This window comes from Microbispora bryophytorum (genome assembly GCF_006874465.1).
In the GTDB taxonomy this organism is placed as follows: domain Bacteria; phylum Actinomycetota; class Actinomycetes; order Streptosporangiales; family Streptosporangiaceae; genus Microbispora; species Microbispora bryophytorum.
In genome coordinates this window covers 577,138-596,810 of sequence record NZ_VIRL01000003.1, presented here as the reverse complement: position 1 = coordinate 596,810, position 19,673 = coordinate 577,138, and the positions used below count along the sequence as shown (strand labels likewise).

Here is a 19,673-nt window from a genome sequence, read left to right as displayed (position 1 = left end):
CCCGCTTCAGACTGAAGTGGGCAGCGGCCCGCCGTTCCAGGTCATGGCGTCGCCCAAGGCGGCGAGGAGATCCACCTCGCCGCCTTCGGCTTCGGCGTAGGCGCGGTGCAGGTTGAGCACCAGGCGCTCGGCGTCCGCCCATCCGGCGAACTCCCCCAGGTCCACCGCCTGCGCGGCGGCCAGCGGGGTCAGCCCGTTCTCACGTCCCGCCTGGGCGGTGTCGAGGACGAAGCGGTAGTACCGCTCGTGCGCGGCCAGGACCTCCGGCAGCTCGGAGGCGGTGGCGAGCGGCCCGTGTCCCGGCACGACGTGCTCGGGTGCGAAGGCCGCCAGCCAGTCCAGCGACCGCAGCGCCCCCTCGACCGACCCCATCAGCACCATCGGGGTGAGCCCGTTGAACAGCAGGTCCCCGGCGAACAGCACCCGTTCGCCGGGAAGCCAGGCCACCACGTCCCCGGGAGTGTGGGCGGCGTAACCGGGATGCCGCAGCTCGACGCGGCGCGCCCCCACATGGACGGTCAGCTCGGAGGTGAAGACCACCGACGGCGGGCGGCGCGTCACGTGTCCCCAGTCGGGCACCGGCGTCCACGCCGGCGGGCAGCCGTCGATGATCGGATCGGCCAGCAACGCCTCCCGCATCGCCGCGTGCCCGAAGACGACCGTGTCGGACGGGAGCAGGCTGTTGCCGTAGCAGTGGTCCCCGTGCTGGTGGGTGTTCACCGCCATCCGGACCGGGGCGCCGCCGGTAGCCTCGGCGACCACGCCGAGAAAGCGCCGGGTGCGCGCCTCGGTCGCGCAGGTGTCGACGATCAGGACGCCGTCGTCGTCCGCCACGGCTCCGGCGTTGTTCACCCACCAGGTGCCGTCCGGCTGCACCCAGGCGAAGACTCCCGGCACCACTTCACGCAGCCCAGCCCCGTCGGCCCGCTCCATCACGTTCACGATCCCCCTCGTCGGCGTCCTACCCCAGGGGACCCTATCGACGGAGGCCCACGTCCCCGCTCGGGGGATGGCCTTGCGCTCGCCCGTCAGCTCCGGCCGTACAGAGCCGGGAGGTCGATCAGGTGCACATCGGGTGAGGCGCTCGCCTGGGCCGCCGCCTTGTCGTTGAATCCGGCGCCGCTGAAGCAGACGAGACGGGTACGCGTAGTGTCGTAACGGCCGGACGCGGCGATCAAGTCGCGGATGTGCCGGAGACGTTCGACGTGGGCGATTCCCATCGTGTCATTCCATTTGGCTTCGCCGATGGCCAGGAGCGGCGGCTTGCCGCCGTCAGCGATGCCGATCACGGCCACGTCCACCTCGTGACCGGTTCTGGCCTTGGAATCGTGGACGACACCGTGACCGACGCGGGCAGGCAGCCCGCCGAACAGGTCGGGATCGGCATGATGCAGCGACCACTCCCGGCAGATCTGCTCGAAATGCGGGCCGAGGACATTGCTGACGAAGCGGCGGCGGCTGGCCTGCCAGACCCGGGCGGCGCTGCCCGGTCGCTCCAGCTGGTCCCAGACCGGCCGCATGATGGCGTGGTAGAAGCGGATCAACGGTTCGGAGATGCGGTATGTGGCGCGGTTGTCCCGGAACGCATCCGAATCGCGGTGCAGCAGGCCTGCGTCTTCGAGCACGTTGATGGGATGCGCGATATCCGTCGCCTTGCGTTCCAGGTAGCCGGCCATGCCCCCGCGCGTGGCGTTGCCGTCGGCGACGGCCGCCAGCACGGACAGATACAGGGCGCTGTCACGCAGGTCCGGCTCCTCGGCAAGCAGATAGCGGGCTTCGCGGAACAGGGGTGTCTCCGGGTTGAGCACAGTGCGGACCACCCAGTCGTCGAAGTCTTCCGGTCCCGCCGGAGTGTCACCCCGTGCGAACTCGCGACGATAGGCGGGCGTGCCGCCGACAACGGCGTTGACCTTGAAAGCCAGCGCCGGATCGGAGATCTCCCAGAACTCGGCGGCCAGACGGTGGTCGAGCGGACGGACGAGCAGTTCCAGCCCCGCCCGTCCGCGCAACGGCGCGTTCCCGGACAAGAGCCGGCCCATGAAGGACAGCGCCGAACCACACAACAACAGACGCGTACGGGATGTGGTGCGCTGATCCCGCATCGGCCGGAACGCCTCCTGGATGAGGGAAGGCAACTCCGGGTTCGCCCGTGCGAGGTAGGGAAACTCGTCGATCACGACGGAGGTGGGCCGCTCGGAGCCAAGAGCCAGGAGTGCGTCGAGGGCTTCGGACCAGTCGGCGAAGTGATACGGGGTGGCAGGGCGGGCATGGGCGGTCAGCGCGGCACTCAACCGGCGCAGCGATTCGGCATCGGCCGCCTCGGTCGCTCCGAAGTAGAAGCCGCCTGCGGCACGACACGCCGCGTCCAGCAGGAAGGTCTTGCCCTGGCGCCGTCGCCCGGAGACCACTCCGAGAGTCGCGCCCGGTTGCTCGTCGGTGATGAACCGCGTCAAGGCGGACCATTCGTAGTCGCGGTCGAACATCCCGACCGGCTTGTCCATGGGCACACTCACAGGTATAGGACTACAGTTATATAAACTGTAGTCCTAAAAGAGCCGGGCTGTACGGACGCCCGCTCCGCGGTGTCCAGCAGTGCCGGTGAGCCTCCACGACCTCCTCCAGCGGGAACACGTGGTCCGCCACCGGGCGGAAGGCCTCGCACGCGGGCCCGAGGCAACGAAGGCGACGGCGCGGCGCAGCGGCTCCGAGTCCCTGGCGATCTCCAGCACCGCGACGCGGTCGCCGGGTCAGCCGGTGAGGAAGACCTGACGCTCCGCGGCCCTGTCGTCGAACGCCTCCAGCCGGGCCTGTCCCTCGGCGGCGAGGGTGTCCAGCATGGTGTGCAGCAGCGCGGTGCACAGGACCGTGGGGCCGGCGTGGGAGTCGAACGCGAAGCCCGAGCTCACCGGGGCCAGCAGGACCTCGTCCGCGAGTTCGGTGAGCCGGCCCACCGGCTGATCGGTGACGAGGGCGACCTTCAGCCGGACCCGCCGCGCCCAGACGAGCCCCTCCGCCAGCTCACGCGGATAGCGCGGCAGTCCGATGGCGAGCACCCACTGGGCACCCGACTCCGCCGCCCTGCTCAGCCGGTCTTCCAGGATCGAGCCCGGCACGTCCAGGACGCGTACGTCCGGGAGCACCTTCTCGGCGAGGTAGCCGAACAGATGCGCCAGCGGCGCGCTGATCCGCAGGCCCATGACCAGGAGCGGGCTCGACCTGGCCAGCCGGTCGGCCACCCGCCGGAGCTGACCGGGATCGGCCAGGCCGTCGCGCAGCCGTTCGAGGTCGCGGATCTCGGAGTTGACCAGCTCCTGGATCTCGTTGTAGCCGTCGCCCTTCTCGGCCGGCGGCCGTTCGCCGAACACGGAGGTGCGCAGCGCCTCCCGGAACTCCGGGAACCCGCGGAACCCGAGCGCGGCGGCGAAGCGCGTGACCGACGGCTGGCTGACGCCGGCGCGTTCGGCAAGGTCCGCACTGGTGAAGAAGACGGCCTCCTGCGCGTTGTCCAGCAGGTAGCGCGCGATCCGGCGTTGCGACGGCGAGAGACGGCGCCCGTCGAAGAGCGTGCGCAGGTTCGCGACGATCCGGGAGGCGTCCAGCACGGCGAGCGACCGGCCGGTCTCTGGGACGTGCCTCATCCTGGAACACTTCCCTTCTTCGAGGAGTGGCGAACCCGGCCCTCGGGCCGGTCGCCCTACTCATGAATCGCGAAGCGCCTGCCGGATGCAACGCCGCCGGGCGGCCCCCGCAGGGACCGCCCGGCTACGTCGCGTCGTGATGTCGGTCAGTTCTTCGGGCCGTTGCCGTTGAACCTCGTCTTGCACTCCTGCAGCCGCACGTCGACCTTCTCGCCCCGGTCGACGGTCACGTGCACCGTTTCCAGAACCTCGCCGGTCGGGCGGGCGCAGGTGAGCGTCCAACTCTCCTTGATGAAGTTACCCGGCCCGGTGGCGACGACGCCGGCCTCGGTGTAGGCCGGAGCCGGCCGTACGGACGGGTTGACGTGCCAGGCGAACTTGCCGTTGGTGGGCGCGACCAGCGTCGACTCCAGGTGGGTGGGGACCCTCTGGGGCGGGTCGAGGACGTCGCCCGCCTGCCGGATCGGCGCGGTCCACAGGTCGAAGTCCTTGGTGACCTTCAGGACCGCGCCCTTCGGCGCCTTGCCGGTGATGACGGAGTGCGCCGCCGGATCGGCCGCGTACTCCAGTGCCACCATGAACGCCTCGCGGTTCGACTTGCCCTCGTAGCGACCGGTGCCCGTGTAGTCCTCGATCACCTCGGAGTAGGTGTTGTTGGTCGACTGGGTCTTCATGATCTCGAAGGTGAACCCGAGGCCGCGGGTCGCGTAGTACGACCAGTCAGGGGTCTCGCCGGTCGTCTCGTAGTCGAAGCCCGACTTCATGCCGGTGTAGCCGTTCTGGGCCGTGATCGCGTCGGTCAGGGCGGCGTAGACGGCCTCGTCCGGGGCGTCGCCCGCGCGCTTCTCCAGCGGCGGGCGCAGGACGGTGTGGCCGGAGGTGTGGTTCGTGATCAGGACGGTGACCTGGTTGTTCTTGGTCAGGTCCATGATGTTCTGCACTTCGGGCTCGGAGCCGGGCCCCGGGCCACGCGTCGTCGCGTTGGAGCCGGCGTTGCTGCCCCAGCCGAAGGGGTAGTTGCGGTTGATGTCCACGCCGGCGTTGCTCGCGCACGTCGGGGACAGGCCACAGCTCGTACGCCGGTTGATGACGAACCCGTCGACGTTGACGACCGGGACGAAGATGACCCGCGCCGTGTCGAGCAGACGCGTGATCCGGGGGTCCTTGCCGTCGTTGCCGATGAGGTCGTAGGCGAACTCCATCGTGTGCTCGCCGGAGGGCCACTCGTTGCCGTGGTGGACGCCCATCATCAGCAGGACCGGCTTGCCGTCGGCGGCGCCGACGTCGTGGGTGACCTCGATGCCGTACACCTCCCGGCCCTGGCGGGTCTTGTGCGGCAGCGTGATGTGCTTGACGAGACCGGGATGCCGGGCGCTCAGCGCCAGCATCTCGTCGTTGTAGTCCGTGATCGTCCGGTAGGTGGTCCGCCCGCTGGGCAGGCTCGGCGCCTGCTCCTGGACGACCGCCTGGGGGCCCGGCGCGGCGGCGGCGACATCCGCGCCGGCGGCCGGAATGCCGAGACCTCCCAGAAAGCCGACGCCCAGCGCCAGCGTGACAACACGTTTCCTGACGACAGAGGCAGTGGAGGGGGACGTGCCTCCTGAAGACATACTGAAACCTTTCTCAGCCGCGGACGAGCGGGAAACGAAAACGCATCCTTTTCTCCGAGCCGTCTTTCGGCAGTACGCGACATCTCGCGAACAGTCGCTGACTGCAAAGTTTCAGTAAGTCTGTTGGGTGAATGTAAGCCTGTCAACCGCTGATCGGCGGCCTTCTCCGCACGTACCGACAATGCGTCGGTGATTTCTCGCACCCGGACGAAATACCGAAGGTGCGGGAAGAACCACGGCGGGAGCTCAGTCTCCGTTGAGCGCTGTCTGAGGAAGGCGTGAGACGGCTTTGCCAGGATCAGTGCCGTCCGCCGGATATGAGCCGCAGCACATCGGACCACGCTCGCGGCGCGAGACGGGACAACGCGTGCGGGGCCTCACGGAACGTGCTCTCGACACCATCGAACGACCTCGACAGATGCGACACGCACAGAAGGGCGTACGTATGACGAACGATTCCTCGCAGCAGCTCCAGGCCGACATCTCTCGCATAAAGGAAATCGCATGGGGCCTGGTCTCCACCGCCGCCCTGGTGGCCGCGGTGGACCTCGGCGTCGCCGAAGCCCTTGAGTCGGGACCGCGCGACCACCGCGAGGTAGCCCGCGAGGTCGGCGCCGATCCCATCGCGCTCCGGCAGCTGCTCGACGCCCTCGTCACCAGGGGCGTCTTCCAGCGGCTCGACGACGGGCGCTACACCCACACCGGTCTTTCGCTGCTGCTCAGGGAGAGCGACCCCAACAGCGTCACCTACCTGGTCCGGTGGATCGGCCACCCGTGCTTCTGGACCCTCTGGCCGCATCTCACGGATGCCGTACGCCAGGGCAAGGCGCAGTCCGTCGCCGTCCTGGGCAAGGACTTCTTCAGGTATATCCATGAGGACGACCCCGCCGCCGTGGACGTCTTCAACGCGGCCATGACGCAGGCGAGCAATCACACCTCGGCAGAGGTGGTCAAGGCCCTGGATCTGTCGCAGGCGCAGGTCGTCGCCGACATTGGCGGCGGCCAGGGGCACCTCATCCGGACGGTCCTCGACAGGAACCCCCACCTGAAGGGTTACCTCATTGACCTGGAGGGGGTCGTCGCCAGGGCGCTTCCCGAGTTGCGTCCGAGCGGCGAGTTCGCGGACCGCGTGACGCTGATCGGCGGCGACTGCCGGCAGGAGGTCCCCGCCCAGGCGGACGTCTACCTGCTCAAGAACATCCTCGAGTGGGACGACGAGAGCACGATCCGGACATTGGAGAACGTGCGCCGTAGCGCACGCCCGGGCGCCCGTGTCGTCGTCGTGGAGACACTGACCGACCACACCCCCGAGCCGCAGGTCACGACCTCGCTCGACCTCCTGCTCCTCCTCAACGTCGGTGGCCGGAAGCACTCGTCGGAGCACGTCGCGGAGCTGTTCGCACGTACCGGGATCCGATTCGACCGGGTCCGGCCGACCGGGACCTTCCTGTCCCTCGCCGAGGGCACCGTCGGCGCCTGACCACGATCCCCCTTCACGAGGAGAGGACGGAAATGACGATTCGTCTCGACGACCGGGTCGCAATCGTGACCGGCGCGGCATCGGGAATCGGCGCCTCGGCGGCCGTCGCGATCGCCGCCGCCGGCGCCCATGTCGTGCTGGCCGACATCGCCGGCTGCGAGGAGACAGAACACGCGATCAAGAACGCCGGCGGAGACTCCCTGACGATCACGACCGACGTCTCACGGGCGGACGACGTGAAGTCGCTCGTCGCACGGACGGTCGCCGCGTACGGCAGGCTCGACTACGCCTTCAACAACGCCGGCACGGAGGGCAGGGCCGAGCACGAGATTCACGAGGCGGACGAGGAGGCCTGGGACCAGGCGCTCGCGGTGAACCTCAAGGGCGTGTGGCTGGCCATGAAATACCAGGTTCCCGCGATGCTGGACAGCGGCGGGGGATCGATCGTCAACGGCGCCTCGGTCGCGGCCATGGTGGCCTTCGACAAGAACGGGTCCTACGTGGCCGGCAAGCACGCCATCCTCGGCCTCACCAAGACCGCGGCCCTGGAGTACGCGGACCGCGGGGTGCGCGTCAACGCGGTCTGCCCGGGAGTCGTCCGCACGCCCTTCATCGAGCGGTTCACCGGCAACGTCCCGGAGGTCGAGGCCCGCTACACCGAAATCATCCCGCTCGGCCGTATGGCGGAGCCCGAGGAGGTGGCCAAGGCGGTCGTCTGGCTCCTCTCTGACGAGTCCTCTTACGTGACCGGGCACGGCCTCGTCATCGACGGGGGCCTCGTCGCCCGCTAGATCAGGACGGGAGGCCGCGTCCTTATGAACCGGCGAGTCGTCATCACCGGAATAGGCGTCATGGCGCCGGGTGGAATCGGCACCAAGGAGTTCTGGGAACTGCTGAGCGACGGCCGTACGGCGACCCGGAGGATCTCGCTCTTCGATCCCGCTCAGTTTCGTTCTCAGGTCGCCGCCGAAATCGATTTCGCTCCGGAGGAGCACGGGCTGACGGCACGAGAGGTGCGCCGCATGGATCGCGCCGCCCAACTCGCCGTCGTGGCCGCGAGGCAGGCGCTGGAGGACAGCGGCATCGATTTCGATCGCATGAATCCCCACCGTACGGGTGTGACGATCGGCAGCGCCGTGGGAGCCACCATGGGACTCGAGGAGGAGTACCGGGTCGTCAGCGACGACGGCCGTGAGTGGCTGGTCGACCACCGCTACTCGGTCCCACACCTGTACGGGTACCTGGTCCCGAGTTCGTTCGCGGCCGAGGTCGCCTGGGCGGTGGGCGCCGAGGGGCCGGTGGCCCTCGTCTCCGCGGGATGCACCTCGGGGATCGACTCCGTCGGCCATGCCGTGGAGCTGATCCGCGAGGGCTCGGCGGACGTGATGGTCGCAGGTGCCGCGGACGCGCCGATATCGCCGATCACCGCGGCGTGCTTCGACGCCATTAAGGCGACGACGCCGCGCAACGACGATCCGGAGCACGCCTCCCGCCCCTTCGACGACAGCCGCAACGGCTTCGTGCTCGGTGAGGGGGCGGCGGTCCTCGTCCTGGAGGAGCTGACGGCGGCCCGGCGCCGGGGAGCGCACATCCGTGCCGAGATCGCGGGATACGCGACGCGGTCGAACGCCTTCCACATGACGGGCCTGCGGCCGGACGGGAAGGAGATGGCAGAGGCGATCCGCGCCGCTCTGGACGAGGCGAGGCTGGACGCCGGCGACGTGGACTACGTCAACGCCCACGGTTCCGGCACGAAACAGAACGACCGGCACGAGACCGCGGCGTTCAAGCGCAGCCTCGGAGCCCACGCCTACGAGGTGCCGATCAGCTCCATCAAGTCGATGATCGGACACTCGCTCGGCGCCATCGGCTCGATCGAGATCGCAGCGTCCGCGCTGGCCATCGAGAACGACCTCGTGCCTCCGACGGCGAACCTCCGTCATCCCGACCCGGAGTGTGACCTCGACTACGTCCCGATCACCGCCCGCGAGTGGCGGACCGAGACCGTCCTGACGGTGGGCAGCGGCTTCGGCGGCTTCCAGTCGGCGATGGTCCTGACCAACCCGGATCGGAGAGACCGGTGAACACTTCGGTGATCGTGACCGGCTTCGGGGTCACCGCCCCGAACGGGCTGGGGACGCGCGACTACTGGTCGGCGACGCTGGCCGGGCGCAGTGGCATCGACCGGGTCTCGCGGTTCGACGCCGGCCGCTACCCTTCTCGGCTGGCCGGCGAGGTTTCCGGGTTCGCCGCCGCCGACCATCTGCCGAGCCGGCTCCTCCCCCAGACCGACCACATGACGCGGCTGGCCCTCGTCGCCGCCGAGCTGGCGCTGGCCGACGCGAACGTGTCACCCGGCGACGCGGACTCGTACGGCATGGGCGTGGTCACGGCGAGTTCGGCGGGAGGATTCGAGTTCGGCCAGCGAGAGCTGCAGAACCTCTGGCGGCACGGCAGCAGGCATGTCAGCGCGTACCAGTCCTTCGCCTGGTTCTACGCGGTCAACACGGGCCAGATCTCCATCCGGCACGGCATGCGCGGGCCGAGTGGCGTCGTCGTCACCGACCAGGCCGGTGGGCTGGACACGGTGGCGCAGGCGCGCCGCCTGATACGCAAAGGTACCGACCTCGTCCTCGCCGGGGGCGTCGACGGCTCGATCTGCCCATGGGGATGGGTGGCCCAGATGGCCGGCGGCCGCCTCAGCCGCTGCGACGACCCGGGCCGGGCCTATCTCCCGTTCGACGCCCGCGCGGCCGGCCACGTTCCCGGTGAGGGCGGGGCGATCCTGGTCCTCGAGGACGCCGAGGCGGCGGCGCGCCGCGGCGCGGGGCCGGGCTACGGCGAGATCGCCGGTTACGGGACCGCCTTCGACCCGCGTCCCGGCTCGGGAGGCGCGCCGGCCCTGCCTCGCGCGATGGAACTGGCCGTGCGCGACGCCGGGCTGTCCCCGGGTGACATCGACGTGGTCTTCGCCGACGGAGCGGCGGTTCCCGCGCTCGACCGGATCGAGGCCGACGCGATCACCGCGATGTTCGGCGCCGGCCGCGTCCCCGTCACCGTGCCGAAGACCATGACCGGGCGGCTGTACGCGGGCGGCGCGGCGCTGGACCTCGCGACGGCGCTGCTGTGCCTGCGGGACGGCGTGATCCCGCCCACGATCAACGTGACACCGGAGGCGGCGTACGGCCTCGACCTCGTCACCCGGCGGCCCCGGACGGCTCCCGTGCGGACGGCGTTGATCGTCGCGCGGGGAGAGGGCGGCTTCAACTCGGCGATGGTCGTGCGCCGTCCTGACGACGAATGAAGGAGAGACAGTGAGCCAGGAAAGCACGGCGACCCCTCGCATGACCGCCGAGGACCTGCTGGGCATCCTCCGCACGTGCGCGGGGGTGGCCGACGACATCGTCCTCGACGATAAGGCGCTCGACACCGATTTCGGGAGCCTCGGCTACGACTCGATCGCCTTGCTGGAGGTCACCGCGAACCTCGAGCGGACTTTCCATGTCGATCTCGACGACGACGCCATCAAGGCGAGCGACACGCCACGCGACGTCATCTCCATGATCAACAGTAGGTAGGGTCATGCCCATCCAGAACGCGACCTCGGATACCGCATGGGTGATCTGCCCTGGATGCGGTGAGGTCCTCTACAGGAAACGTCTTGCCCGCGAACTGGACGTGTGCCACGGCTGCGGACACCATCACCGGGTAGGCGCACGGGCCCGCGTCGAGCAACTCCTCGACCACGCCGGCCTGGAATGGGTCGACGTGCCGGAGCGCAGCGCGGACGTGCTCGGTTTCGTCGACACTCTCCCCTACCCCGCCCGGCTGTCCAGGGCGCGGCGGGCCACCGGGCTGGGCGAGGGCGTGGTGGTCGTGACCGGCACCATCGCGGGCAACCCGCTCGTCGCGGCCGTCATGGACTTCGGCTTTATGGGCGGCAGCCTCGGCTCGGCGATCGGAGAGGCGGTCGTCAGAGCCGCCGACCTCGCCCTGCGGCGGCGTGTTCCGCTGGTCCTCGTGTGCGCGTCCGGAGGGGCGCGCATGCAGGAGGGCGCGCTCGCGCTGATGCAGATGGCCAAGACCAGCCAGGCCCTCGCCCAGCTGGACGAGGCGGGCATTCTGACGATCTCCGTCATCACGGACCCGACCTTCGGCGGCGTCGCCGCCTCGTTCGCGACGCTCGGCGACGTGCTCGTCGCCGAACCCCGGGCACGCCTCGGCTTCGCCGGCCCCCGGGTGATCGAGCAGACGATCCGGCAGAAACTCCCGCCGCGCTTCCAGACCGCCGAATTCCTGCTGGAACGCGGGCTCATCGACATCATCCGCCCACGCCGCGCGCTGCGGGCCACCCTCGCCCGGCTCCTGGCGGCCGGTGGCCCGGGGAGGCCCACGCCTTCGGGGACCGGGCCGGGCGGGGCCGGCGCGGCGGCGGAGAGCGTGATCCGCGACCCCGCGCGGCTGCCGTCCGTAGACGCGTGGACGGCCGTGCGGACGGCGCGCGACCTGGATCGGCCGACCACCCTGGACCACATCGCCCACGTGTTCGACGACTTCGAGGAACTGCGCGGCGACCGCGTGTCGGGTGACTGTCCCGCGATCGTCGGCGGCATCGCCGTACTGAACGGATGCCCGGTGATGGTCCTCGGCCATCAGAAGGGACACTCCTTCGGCGAACTCCGGGCCAGGAACCACGGGATGGCCACCCCGCAGGGATACCGCAAGGCGGTGCGCCTGATGCGGATGGCGGCCAAGCTGTCGCTCCCGCTGATCACCCTGATCGACACACCGGGCGCCTATCCGGGCCTGGCGGCGGAGGAATCAGGCCAGGCCATGGCCATCGCAGAGGCCATCCGGTGCATGGGAGGCCTTCCGACGCCGATCGTCTCCTGCGTCATCGGGGAAGGGGGCAGCGGCGGCGCTCTCGCGATCGGCGTGGCCGACGAGGTGCTGATGTGCTCGAACGCGACCTACTCGGTGATCAGCCCGGAGGGATGCGCCTCGATCCTGTGGCAGGACCGGGCGATGGCGCCGGTCGCCGCCGAGGCTCTCCATCTGACCGCGCCGCAACTGCTCCGGCTCGGAATCGCCGACGGCGTGATTTTGGAGCCCGAGGGCGGAGCCCAGCGCGACAGAGCGCTCATGGCGGAGCGGCTGCGCGCGGCGCTGACCGACTCCCTGCGGAACCTGTCTTTGATCGAGCCCGACGAACTGAGAAAGATCCGCCGGGCGCGATTCCGGTCGTTCGGCGAGACGGCGGACATCGGCGAGGCGGCCTTCACGTGACACGGACTGGAGCGACCTTGACCGCACACATCACTCACGATCCCGACGGCCCCGAGGCGACGGCGGGCGCCCGCGATCCTCGGCACGCGCCCGACGACCCCGGCGCGTTGCTGGACCAGGTACGGCACCAGGCCCTCGCGCTCCTCGCCGAGATGCCGGAATCGCCCCGGAGCCTCCGCATCCGGGTCGCCGACGTGGACATCGGCATCGAATGGGAGACGCCGGTCGCGGCCGGGGGCGCCGCGGGCTCCCCCGCCGAGCCCGCGCGACCCGGTGCCGGGGCCGCCGGCCCCGAGTCTCCCGCGCCGTCACGGGTCCACCACCTGACCGCGCCGACGGTCGGCGTCTTCTACGGGGCTCCCGAGCCCGGAGCCGAGCCGTACGTCCGCGAGGGAGACGTCGCCGCCGCGGGACAGCAGGTGGCCATCGTCGAGGCCATGAAGCTGATGATCCCCGTCGAGGCGGACCGCCCGGGGAGGATCGCCGAGGTGCTCAAGACGAACGGCGCCGCCGTCGAGTACGGCGAGCCGCTGTTCGCGCTGGCGCCGGTGGGTGACGAGGCGCCGGACCATGATCGATAAGGTGCTGATCGCCAACCGTGGCGAGATCGCTCTCCGCGTCGCGCGTACATGCCGGGAACTGGGCATACGGACCGTCGCCGCGCACTCCACGGACGACCGCGACTCGGCGGCGGTGCGTTACTGCGACGAGGCGATCCAGATCGGCCCGGCTCCCGCCAGGCGCAGCTACCTCAACATCGCCGCGCTCGCCGAGGCCGCTCTGCGCACCGGCGCGGACGCGGTGCATCCCGGGTACGGCTTCCTCTCGGAGGATCCCGACTTCGCCGAGGTCTGCGAAGACAACGGCATCGTCTTCATCGGCCCGCCGGCCCGAGTGATAGCCCGCCTCGGAGACAAGATCGCCGCGCGTGCCCTGATGGCGGAGGCGGGACTGCCTATGCTGCCGGGGAGTCCCGACCCCGTGTCCTCCCCCGAGGAGGCCCTCAAGGTGGCCGGCGACATCGGCTATCCCGTCGTCATCAAGGCCGCGGCGGGCGGCGGCGGCCGCGGCATGCGACTGGTAAGCGAGAGCGCCGAGATGCCTGTCGCGTTCAACGAGACCCGATCCGCGGCGCAGGACCTGTTCGGAGACGGCCGCGTCTTCATCGAGCGCTACCTCACCGGCAGCAGACACGTCGAGATCCAGGTGCTGGCCGACCGGCACGGCGACGTCGTCCACCTTGGCGAACGGGACTGCTCCGCCCAGCGCCGCTACCAGAAGCTCGTCGAGGAGAGCCCGGCGCCGGCCCTGCCGGCCGGACTTGTGAAAGAGATGGCCGATGCCGCGCTCCGGGGCGCCGCCGCCGCCGGCTACGTCGGCGCGGGCACCTTCGAGTTCCTCGTCGACGACGCGGGACACTTCTACTTCCTTGAGGTCAACTGCCGCATCCAGGTCGAGCATCCGGTCACCGAGATGGTCTACGGCGTGGATCTCGTGCGGGAGCAGCTGCGCATCGCCGCCGGGCGGCGCCTGTCCTGGCGGCAGGAGGATCTGGCGCCACGCGGTCACGCGATCGAGTGCCGTGTGAACGCCGAGGACGTGAGGCGGGGCTTCACGCCCGCCCCGGGGACCCTCGACGTCTTCGCACCTCCGGCCGGACCGTTCGTGCGAGTGGACACCCACGGCTACCCGGGGTACCGCATTCCCGCGTCCTACGACTCCCTGCTGGCCAAGCTCATCGTGTGGGGCCGGCGGCGCGACGAGGCACTGAGCCGCATGGACCGGGCCCTGGCCGAGTTCCGGATCACGGGCGTGCCGACCACGGTGAACTTCCTCCGCGAGATCATCCGCAGCCCGTCCTACCGGGCGGCCCGGCACGACACGAACCTCGTCCAGCACCTCCTCGCCGGCCGGACGGCCGCCGGGCACACGAACGGGAGCGACTCGTGATCGACAACACGCGACCGGCGGCGCCGGGCACCGAGCCGGAATGGCTGCGCCCGCTGCTGAAACCGGACGTGCCCGCACGCGTCAGTTCCGCGGGCTACCTCGATGTCCTGCCCGACCATGACGTGGCCGCCCCCAACCGCTCGCAGTCGCTGTGGCTCAGCGGTCTCGGGCCCAGGATCTATCTCAGCCTGGTCCAGCCGCTCGTCCGTCTCGTCGGCGCCCCGCCCGGCCCGGGCGCGCTCGCGTCCGGGCTGCGCCTGGCGCCGGGTGCGAGCGTCCTCGACGTCGGATGCGGTCCTGGCGTGATCGCCGCCGGGCTGGCGGAGGCCTCCGGCCCGGAGGGCCGCGCCGTCGGCCTGGACGTGTCGGCTCCGATGCTGCGGCAGGCGGCCGCCATGGCACGGCCGAACATGGGCCTGGTCCGCGGCGACGCGCAGGACCTTCCGTTCCGCGACGCCGTGTTCGACGCGGTCTGCTCCACCGCCATGATCATGATCCTTCCCGACCCCTCGGCCGCACTCACCGAGATGACCCGCGTCCTGCGCCCCGGAGGCAGGATCGCGATCGTGGTCCCGTGCCGCGGCGGCGGCCTCGTCGGCACGATCGGCGCGTACGTCGGCCGGTTCGCGGGCGGGCGCATGTTCGGTCCCGACGAGGTCGCGGCGCTCCTGGAGCCGCTCGGCTTCGACCTCATCCGCAGCCACGCGAACGACATGATCAGCACCACTTACGCACGGAAGGCGGACGCGTAGCGGCCGTCGCGATTCGAATCTTGGAGGCAGCCATGACGTCCTTCCAGGCGCTCAGCGAGGGCGTGAACGCCTGCAGAATCGTCGATCTGTCGAGCGACGTCGGCAATCACGCCGACGGCCCGTTCAAGACGGAGGTCGACGCGCTCGAGCCGGTGCCGGGCGCGAGGTTCTTCTGCGAGAACGTGCTCCCGAAGGTCGCGCCCCATGCCGTCGGGCGGCTCAGGCCCGAGAACTTCCCCAAGGGCGCGTTCCTGCGTCACGAAATGGTGCGCGCGTCGGTGCACGCGGGTTCCCACGTCGACGCGCCAGGACACTACGGCCCGGCGGACGACGGATCGCCCGGGCTCATCAACGAGGCCCCGCTCGGGTCCTTCATCGCCCCCGGCCTGATGTACGACGTGAGCCGGCTTCCGGACGACGTCGTCGGCCTGCGGCACGTCGACGTGCCGGGCCGCGGGAGCGAGGGCGCCATCGCGCTCATCAGGACCGGCGGCGGGAAGGCGATCGGGAGCGATCTGGTCGAGGCGTTCCTGGACGCCGGCATCACCGTGCTCGGCACGGACGGAGAGAGCTTCGACGGGCCCTTCGCCCCGATGATCGACAGATATCTCGCGAGCGGGGACGACGCCGCGCTGTGGCCGGCGCATGTCCTCGGCCGCAGCCGCCCCTACTACCAGCTGGAACGACTGCGCAACCTCGAGGCGCTGCCGGCTTCCGGATTCCTCGTCATCGCGTTTCCCGTGCTCATCGAAGGCGCCACCGCCGCGTGGACGCGAGCGGTCGCGCTGCTTCCCGAAGGCGGCGCCACACAGGCGCCCGGCAGAGAGGAGTGATCCATGCCCGTCATCACACGATCGGTGATCGTCAACGCTCCCGTCGAGGTGACCTTCGAGGTCTCCAACCGCATCGACAAGTGGCCCGAGATGATCCCGGAGTATCTGCGGTCCGAGATCCTGCGGCGCGAGGGGCGGAAGATCTGGTTCCGGCTGACCAACGCGGACGGAGCGTCTTGGGTGTCGTGGAGGATGCTCTATCCGCCCCACCTGGCCTACGCCGAGCGGCACGACCCCGTCGCACCGTTCACGTACAACCACCTGACGTGGATCTACCAGGCGCTCCCGGGCAACCGCAGCCAGATGACCTGGGACATGTGCTTCGAGCTCTCCGACGAGCTGAAGGACCAGGAGGAGGGGTGGCGCGAGCGGATGGCCGAGCACACGGCCGCCAACCAGGAGGCCCTCCGCAAGTACATCGAGTCCCTGGTGGAGGGCGCGTGATGCGCGAGGCGGAACACGTACCCGTCCTGATCGTCGGCGGGGCTGTCAGCGGCCTGTCCACGGCGGCCTTCCTCGCGCGTCAGGGGGTCGCCTGCCGATTGGTGGAGCGTCGCGGCCGACCCGCGTGGCACCCCCGTATGAGCGACGTGGGGCCGCGCTCCATGGAGCTGTTCCGGTCCCTCGGCATCGAGGAGCGGCTGCGCGCCCTCGACGAGGGACGCGAAAGCGTGATCATCCGGGTCGACAGGCTCGCGGGCCGGGAGATCGAGCGGCTGTCCATGGGCGGGCCCGAGGAGTACGGCGGGCTCACCCCGACGGGGCAGGTCTGGTGCGATCAGGACCAGCTCGAACCCGTCCTCCGCGCCCGCGCGGAAGAACTCGGAGCCGACATCCGCTTCGGTGTCGAACTGGTCGGCTTCACCCAGGACGAGGCCGGGGTCCGCGCCGTTCTCCGCGACACGGCCGGGGACGGCGAGCACACGGTGACCGCCTCATACCTCGTGGCGTGCGACGGCGCGCAGAGCCCGGTGCGCGAGCGCCTCGGCATCACCTGCGACGGACCGGGCGTGCTGTCGCACCAGGCCGGCATCCTCTTCCGGGCGGATCTCAGCTCGGCGCTGCGGGGCCGGAGCTTCGTGCTCTGCCTCGTCGACGACCTGGTGGACTCCGCGACCGGCGACCGCCTGAACATCCTGCTGGAGCGGAACCTGGGACGCTGGACGCTGAGCGTGCCCTGCGACGCGGCACGAGGCGAGGGCGCGGCGGACTTCACGCGGGAACGCTGCGTGGACCTCATCCGCCGGGCGGTGGGCCAGGACGACCTGAGCGTCGAAGTGCTCGGCACGGACGTCTGGCCGATGCGGGCCCTGCTCGCCGAGCGCTATCGCTCGGGAAGAGTGTTCCTGGTCGGGGACGCGGCCAAGGTCCTCCCGCCGACCGGCGGCTTCGGGGGCAACTCGTGCATCGAGGACGCGCACAACCTCGCCTGGAAGCTGGCCGCGGCGCTCGACGGCACCGCCTCCCCCGGCCTTCTGGACAGCTACGAGGCCGAGCGCAGGCCGGTCGCCCAGCTGCTCCTCCGGGAGTCCGTCGCACGTGCGGGCCTGTTCCTGGCCGGTGCCGCCCAAGGCGGATCCCGGCAGCCCGGCGACGGCCCGTCGAAGGCCGGCGTCGTCCTCGGCTACCGCTACAACTCCGGCGCGCTGATTCCGGACCCCGGCCCGGCGGACCCCGCCCCGGTCGAAGACCCCCGCCGGCCTTCCGGCCGCCCGGGAACGCGCGCCCCTCACGTCGTCGTGGAACGGCACGGCCGGACGCTGTCCACGATCGACCTGTTCGGCCCGGGCTTCGTCCTGCTGACCGGTTCCCGCGGCGCCGCCTGGCAGCGGGCGGCCGCCGAGGTGGCCGGCGACCTCGGGGTCGATATCACGGCCTACCGCGTGACGCCGCCGCCGTCCCCCTCCGCCGGCGGGGCGGCGGGCGATGCCGGCCTGCTCGACGTGGAGGACCGCTGGACCGGCGCGTACGGCGTGGGGGACGGCGGCGCCGTACTGGTGCGTCCCGACGGCTTCATCGCCTGGCGCCGTCCTGCGGAGGAAGACCGGCCGGGCGACGCGCTCAGGGACGCGCTCGTCAGGCTGCTGCGTCCCTCCGGGGCCCCTTCCACGGCCGGGGGTCCGCCACGCCCCCTCACGGTGACCGCGGACGCGAGCGCCACGGCGCCCGCGGCCTCGTGACGAAGGGACCGTCCGGTATGCGTGTGACCGTCTTCGGCGCCAGCGGCCGCACCGGCCGTCTGGTCGTGGAACGGGCGCTGGCGCGGGGACACGACGTGACGGCGGTCACGCGTGCCCCCGCCACGGTCGCCGGCGGAGCCGGCCGCCGTCACCCGGGCAGACTCGAAATCCTCCGCGGCGACGTCGGCGACCTCGCATCGGTCCGCGAAGCGGTACGGGACCGCGACGTCGTCCTCTCACTGGTCGCTCCGCCGCTGGCTCGCCATGTCCTGCGTTCCACCAGCCTCTACTCGGAGGCCGGCCGCAACCTCGTGCGGGCGATGCGGACGGCGGCCTCGGGACGGCTGATCACCGTGTCCTCCGCCGGAGTCGTCGACGGCGACCCTTCCCATCCCCCGCTCTACCGCCTGGTGCTGAAGCCGCTCCTCTTCGACCGCGCCCTGTACCGGGACATGCGGATCATGGAGAAGGAGGTGGAGGACAGCCGTCTGGAGTGGATCGTCGTCAGGGCCTCCGGACTCACGAACCGCCCGCCCACGGGGAAGTACCGCGTGGGACTGGGCCGGCTTCCGCAGGGAGGGTCACGGGTGTCGCGGGCCGACCTCGCCGATTTCCTCATCGCCCAGTTCGACGGCACGACGTACGTGGGCGAGCATCCGACGGTCGCGTACTGATCGCCCCCGGCCCGTCCACCGCCGTCCGGTGGCCGTGATTTCCTAGCAGTCGCCATGACAATCAGTTAGACTGATCGTCCGTTTGACTGTTCCATAGTGCGCCGCGCGCGTGCTTCGCCGTTCCCCACCCCGCCCAGGCCGACATGCCGGGCGGTCCGGGAACTCGCCGCCGTGCGCCCAGAGGTCGGCAGGGAGAGAGCATGCAGGTCGTACAGGCAGTGCGTTTCGGAGGCCCCGGCGTGCTGGAAGTCGGCGAGGCGCCGGATCCGGTCGCTGGCCCGGGACAGGTCGTGGTGGACGTGTCGTTCGCCGACACCCTCTTCCTCGACATCGTGATCCGCCGGGGCGTCCCCGGCCCGTGGGCGGTGCGTCCGCCGTACGTGCCCGGCTTCGGAGTGGCGGGACGCGTCCTCTCGGCCGGGGACGGGGTGGACCGTTCGTGGGTCGGCCGCGACGTGGTCGGGCGGCCGGGCGCGTTCGGCCCGGGGCCGGGCACCGGAGACGTCGAACAGGCGGCCGCCGGCTTCTCGCCGACGGGCGGGTACGCCGAACGGGCCACGCTCTCGATCGGCGCGATGTTCCCCGTGCCGGACGGGCTGGGCCTCGACCAGGCGGCGGCCCTCATCAACGACGGTTTCACCGCCATGCAGATCGCGGAGGCGGCGGGCATACGTTCCGGCGAGCGGGTGCTGGTCATGCCGGCGGGAGGCGGCCTGGGCAGCCTGCTCGTCCAGCTCGCCCACGCGGCGGGCGCCCAGGTGGTCGCGGCGGCCCGGGGCCGCCGCAAGTGCGAACTGGCGCGGTCTCTCGGCGCCGACGCCGCGATCGACTACGCGGAGGAAGGCTGGTCGGAACGCGTACGCGAGGCGACCGACGGCAAGGGCCTGGACGTCGTCCTCGACGGCGTGGGCGGCGAGATCGGCCGCCTCGCGTTCCCGGTGGCGGCGCCGGGGGGCCGCTTCTTCGCATTCGGCTCGCCCAGCGGCTCGTTCACGGAGGTGGACCCCGGCGAGGCGAGAGAACGCGACGTCACGGTGGTCGGTCTGATGCAACTGCCGATGCGGCCGGGAGACGAAAGGCGCCTGCCCGCCCAGGCGCTGGCTCAGGCGGCCGAGGGCCGTATCACGCCGGTCATCGGGCAGAGCTTCCCGCTGCGGGACGCGGCCGCCGCGCACGCCGGCATGGAGGCACGCGGAGTGATCGGGAAGACCCTGCTGTTGCCGGGAGACACCGCCGAGGCCGGCGTGTGACGAGAGCGGAGCGTCCGCGC

The 19,673-nt window shown here is 70.8% G+C and carries 18 protein-coding genes; 14 read left to right on the top strand and 4 right to left on the bottom strand.

The genetic code is table 11. The features are described 5' to 3' along the window. Positions 1–6: 6 nt before the first annotated feature. From FLX07_RS10210 to FLX07_RS10195, 4 genes are all read right to left on the bottom strand, one after another. Positions 7–933 carry an MBL fold metallo-hydrolase gene (locus FLX07_RS10210; protein ID WP_142569985.1) on the bottom strand — a complete coding sequence of 309 codons (927 nt, stop codon included), beginning with the start codon at positions 931–933 and terminating at the stop codon, positions 7–9. Between the two features lie 95 nt (positions 934–1,028). Next, positions 1,029–2,501 carry an AAA family ATPase gene (locus tag FLX07_RS10205; protein WP_142569866.1) on the bottom strand — a complete coding sequence of 491 codons (1,473 nt, stop codon included), beginning with the start codon at positions 2,499–2,501 and terminating at the stop codon, positions 1,029–1,031. A 246-nt stretch (positions 2,502–2,747) separates the two neighbouring features. Further along, the gene (locus FLX07_RS10200; RefSeq protein ID WP_142569864.1) at positions 2,748–3,638 is read right to left on the bottom strand and encodes a MurR/RpiR family transcriptional regulator; all 891 of its coding nucleotides are present in this window, start codon (positions 3,636–3,638) and stop codon (positions 2,748–2,750) included. Between the two features lie 146 nt (positions 3,639–3,784). Next, positions 3,785–5,248: a zinc carboxypeptidase gene (locus tag FLX07_RS10195; protein ID WP_142569862.1), complete on the bottom strand. Its 1,464-nt coding sequence runs from the start codon at positions 5,246–5,248 to the stop codon at positions 3,785–3,787. Positions 5,249–5,693: 445 nt separating this feature from the next. Between FLX07_RS10195 and FLX07_RS10190 the strand changes: the two genes are divergently transcribed. The 14 genes from FLX07_RS10190 (at position 5,694) to FLX07_RS10125 (ending at position 19,653) form a co-directional block, all read left to right on the top strand. Then, positions 5,694–6,728 (top strand): methyltransferase, encoded by a 1,035-nt coding sequence (locus FLX07_RS10190; protein WP_167748186.1) that lies wholly within the window; start codon positions 5,694–5,696, stop codon positions 6,726–6,728. 32 nt (positions 6,729–6,760) lie between these two features. Continuing rightward, positions 6,761–7,519, top strand: a complete 759-nt coding sequence (locus FLX07_RS10185; RefSeq protein ID WP_142569858.1) for a glucose 1-dehydrogenase — start codon at positions 6,761–6,763, stop codon at positions 7,517–7,519. Positions 7,520–7,543: 24 nt separating this feature from the next. Further along, positions 7,544–8,812: a beta-ketoacyl-[acyl-carrier-protein] synthase family protein gene (locus FLX07_RS10180; protein ID WP_142569856.1), complete on the top strand. Its 1,269-nt coding sequence runs from the start codon at positions 7,544–7,546 to the stop codon at positions 8,810–8,812. After that, positions 8,809–10,032 carry a ketosynthase chain-length factor gene (locus FLX07_RS10175; RefSeq protein WP_142569854.1) on the top strand — a complete coding sequence of 408 codons (1,224 nt, stop codon included), beginning with the start codon at positions 8,809–8,811 and terminating at the stop codon, positions 10,030–10,032. Before FLX07_RS10180 ends, FLX07_RS10175 begins: the two co-directional genes overlap by 4 nt. 10 nt (positions 10,033–10,042) lie before the next feature. Continuing rightward, entirely contained in the window at positions 10,043–10,306 is a 264-nt protein-coding gene (locus FLX07_RS10170) for an acyl carrier protein (protein ID WP_142569852.1), read from the top strand. A 4-nt stretch (positions 10,307–10,310) separates the two neighbouring features. Further along, the gene (gene accD, locus FLX07_RS10165) at positions 10,311–12,014 is read left to right on the top strand and encodes an acetyl-CoA carboxylase, carboxyltransferase subunit beta (RefSeq protein WP_142569850.1); all 1,704 of its coding nucleotides are present in this window, start codon (positions 10,311–10,313) and stop codon (positions 12,012–12,014) included. 17 nt (positions 12,015–12,031) lie between these two features. Then, positions 12,032–12,595 (top strand): acetyl-CoA carboxylase biotin carboxyl carrier protein, encoded by a 564-nt coding sequence (locus tag FLX07_RS10160; RefSeq protein ID WP_208762135.1) that lies wholly within the window; start codon positions 12,032–12,034, stop codon positions 12,593–12,595. Beyond that, on the top strand, positions 12,585–13,964 hold the full coding sequence (locus FLX07_RS10155; RefSeq protein WP_142569848.1) for an acetyl-CoA carboxylase biotin carboxylase subunit: 1,380 nt from the start codon (positions 12,585–12,587) through the stop codon (positions 13,962–13,964). Before FLX07_RS10160 ends, FLX07_RS10155 begins: the two co-directional genes overlap by 11 nt. Beyond that, entirely contained in the window at positions 13,961–14,716 is a 756-nt protein-coding gene (locus tag FLX07_RS10150; protein ID WP_142569846.1) for a methyltransferase domain-containing protein, read from the top strand. Before FLX07_RS10155 ends, FLX07_RS10150 begins: the two co-directional genes overlap by 4 nt. A gap of 32 nt (positions 14,717–14,748) precedes the next feature. Further along, positions 14,749–15,549, top strand: coding sequence for a cyclase family protein (locus tag FLX07_RS10145; RefSeq protein ID WP_142569844.1), 801 nt, complete (start codon positions 14,749–14,751; stop codon positions 15,547–15,549). A 3-nt stretch (positions 15,550–15,552) separates the two neighbouring features. Further along, the gene (locus FLX07_RS10140; protein ID WP_142569842.1) at positions 15,553–15,993 is read left to right on the top strand and encodes an SRPBCC family protein; all 441 of its coding nucleotides are present in this window, start codon (positions 15,553–15,555) and stop codon (positions 15,991–15,993) included. Next, positions 15,993–17,729 carry an FAD-dependent monooxygenase gene (locus FLX07_RS10135; RefSeq protein WP_142569840.1) on the top strand — a complete coding sequence of 579 codons (1,737 nt, stop codon included), beginning with the start codon at positions 15,993–15,995 and terminating at the stop codon, positions 17,727–17,729. Before FLX07_RS10140 ends, FLX07_RS10135 begins: the two co-directional genes overlap by 1 nt. 17 nt (positions 17,730–17,746) lie before the next feature. Then, positions 17,747–18,403 (top strand): NAD(P)-dependent oxidoreductase, encoded by a 657-nt coding sequence (locus FLX07_RS10130; RefSeq protein WP_142569838.1) that lies wholly within the window; start codon positions 17,747–17,749, stop codon positions 18,401–18,403. 200 nt (positions 18,404–18,603) lie between these two features. Beyond that, positions 18,604–19,653, top strand: a complete 1,050-nt coding sequence (locus tag FLX07_RS10125) for a zinc-binding dehydrogenase (RefSeq protein ID WP_142569836.1) — start codon at positions 18,604–18,606, stop codon at positions 19,651–19,653. The last annotated feature ends 20 nt before the right edge of the window (positions 19,654–19,673 follow it).

Excerpts from the sequence above, each read along its gene's own strand:
- FLX07_RS10210 (WP_142569985.1), bottom strand. The coding sequence starts at position 933 with ATGGAGCGGGCCGACGGGGCTGGGCTGCGTGAAGTGGTGCCGGGAGTC.
- FLX07_RS10205 (WP_142569866.1), bottom strand. The coding sequence starts at position 2,501 with ATGGACAAGCCGGTCGGGATGTTCGACCGCGACTACGAATGGTCCGCC.
- FLX07_RS10200 (WP_142569864.1), bottom strand. The coding sequence starts at position 3,638 with ATGAGGCACGTCCCAGAGACCGGCCGGTCGCTCGCCGTGCTGGACGCC.
- FLX07_RS10195 (WP_142569862.1), bottom strand. The coding sequence starts at position 5,248 with ATGTCTTCAGGAGGCACGTCCCCCTCCACTGCCTCTGTCGTCAGGAAA.
- FLX07_RS10190 (WP_167748186.1), top strand. The coding sequence starts at position 5,694 with ATGACGAACGATTCCTCGCAGCAGCTCCAGGCCGACATCTCTCGCATA.
- FLX07_RS10185 (WP_142569858.1), top strand. The coding sequence starts at position 6,761 with ATGACGATTCGTCTCGACGACCGGGTCGCAATCGTGACCGGCGCGGCA.
- FLX07_RS10180 (WP_142569856.1), top strand. The coding sequence starts at position 7,544 with ATGAACCGGCGAGTCGTCATCACCGGAATAGGCGTCATGGCGCCGGGT.
- accD (WP_142569850.1), top strand. The coding sequence starts at position 10,311 with ATGCCCATCCAGAACGCGACCTCGGATACCGCATGGGTGATCTGCCCT.
- FLX07_RS10155 (WP_142569848.1), top strand. The coding sequence starts at position 12,585 with ATGATCGATAAGGTGCTGATCGCCAACCGTGGCGAGATCGCTCTCCGC.
- FLX07_RS10145 (WP_142569844.1), top strand. The coding sequence starts at position 14,749 with ATGACGTCCTTCCAGGCGCTCAGCGAGGGCGTGAACGCCTGCAGAATC.
- FLX07_RS10140 (WP_142569842.1), top strand. The coding sequence starts at position 15,553 with ATGCCCGTCATCACACGATCGGTGATCGTCAACGCTCCCGTCGAGGTG.
- FLX07_RS10135 (WP_142569840.1), top strand. The coding sequence starts at position 15,993 with ATGCGCGAGGCGGAACACGTACCCGTCCTGATCGTCGGCGGGGCTGTC.
- FLX07_RS10130 (WP_142569838.1), top strand. The coding sequence starts at position 17,747 with ATGCGTGTGACCGTCTTCGGCGCCAGCGGCCGCACCGGCCGTCTGGTC.
- FLX07_RS10125 (WP_142569836.1), top strand. The coding sequence starts at position 18,604 with ATGCAGGTCGTACAGGCAGTGCGTTTCGGAGGCCCCGGCGTGCTGGAA.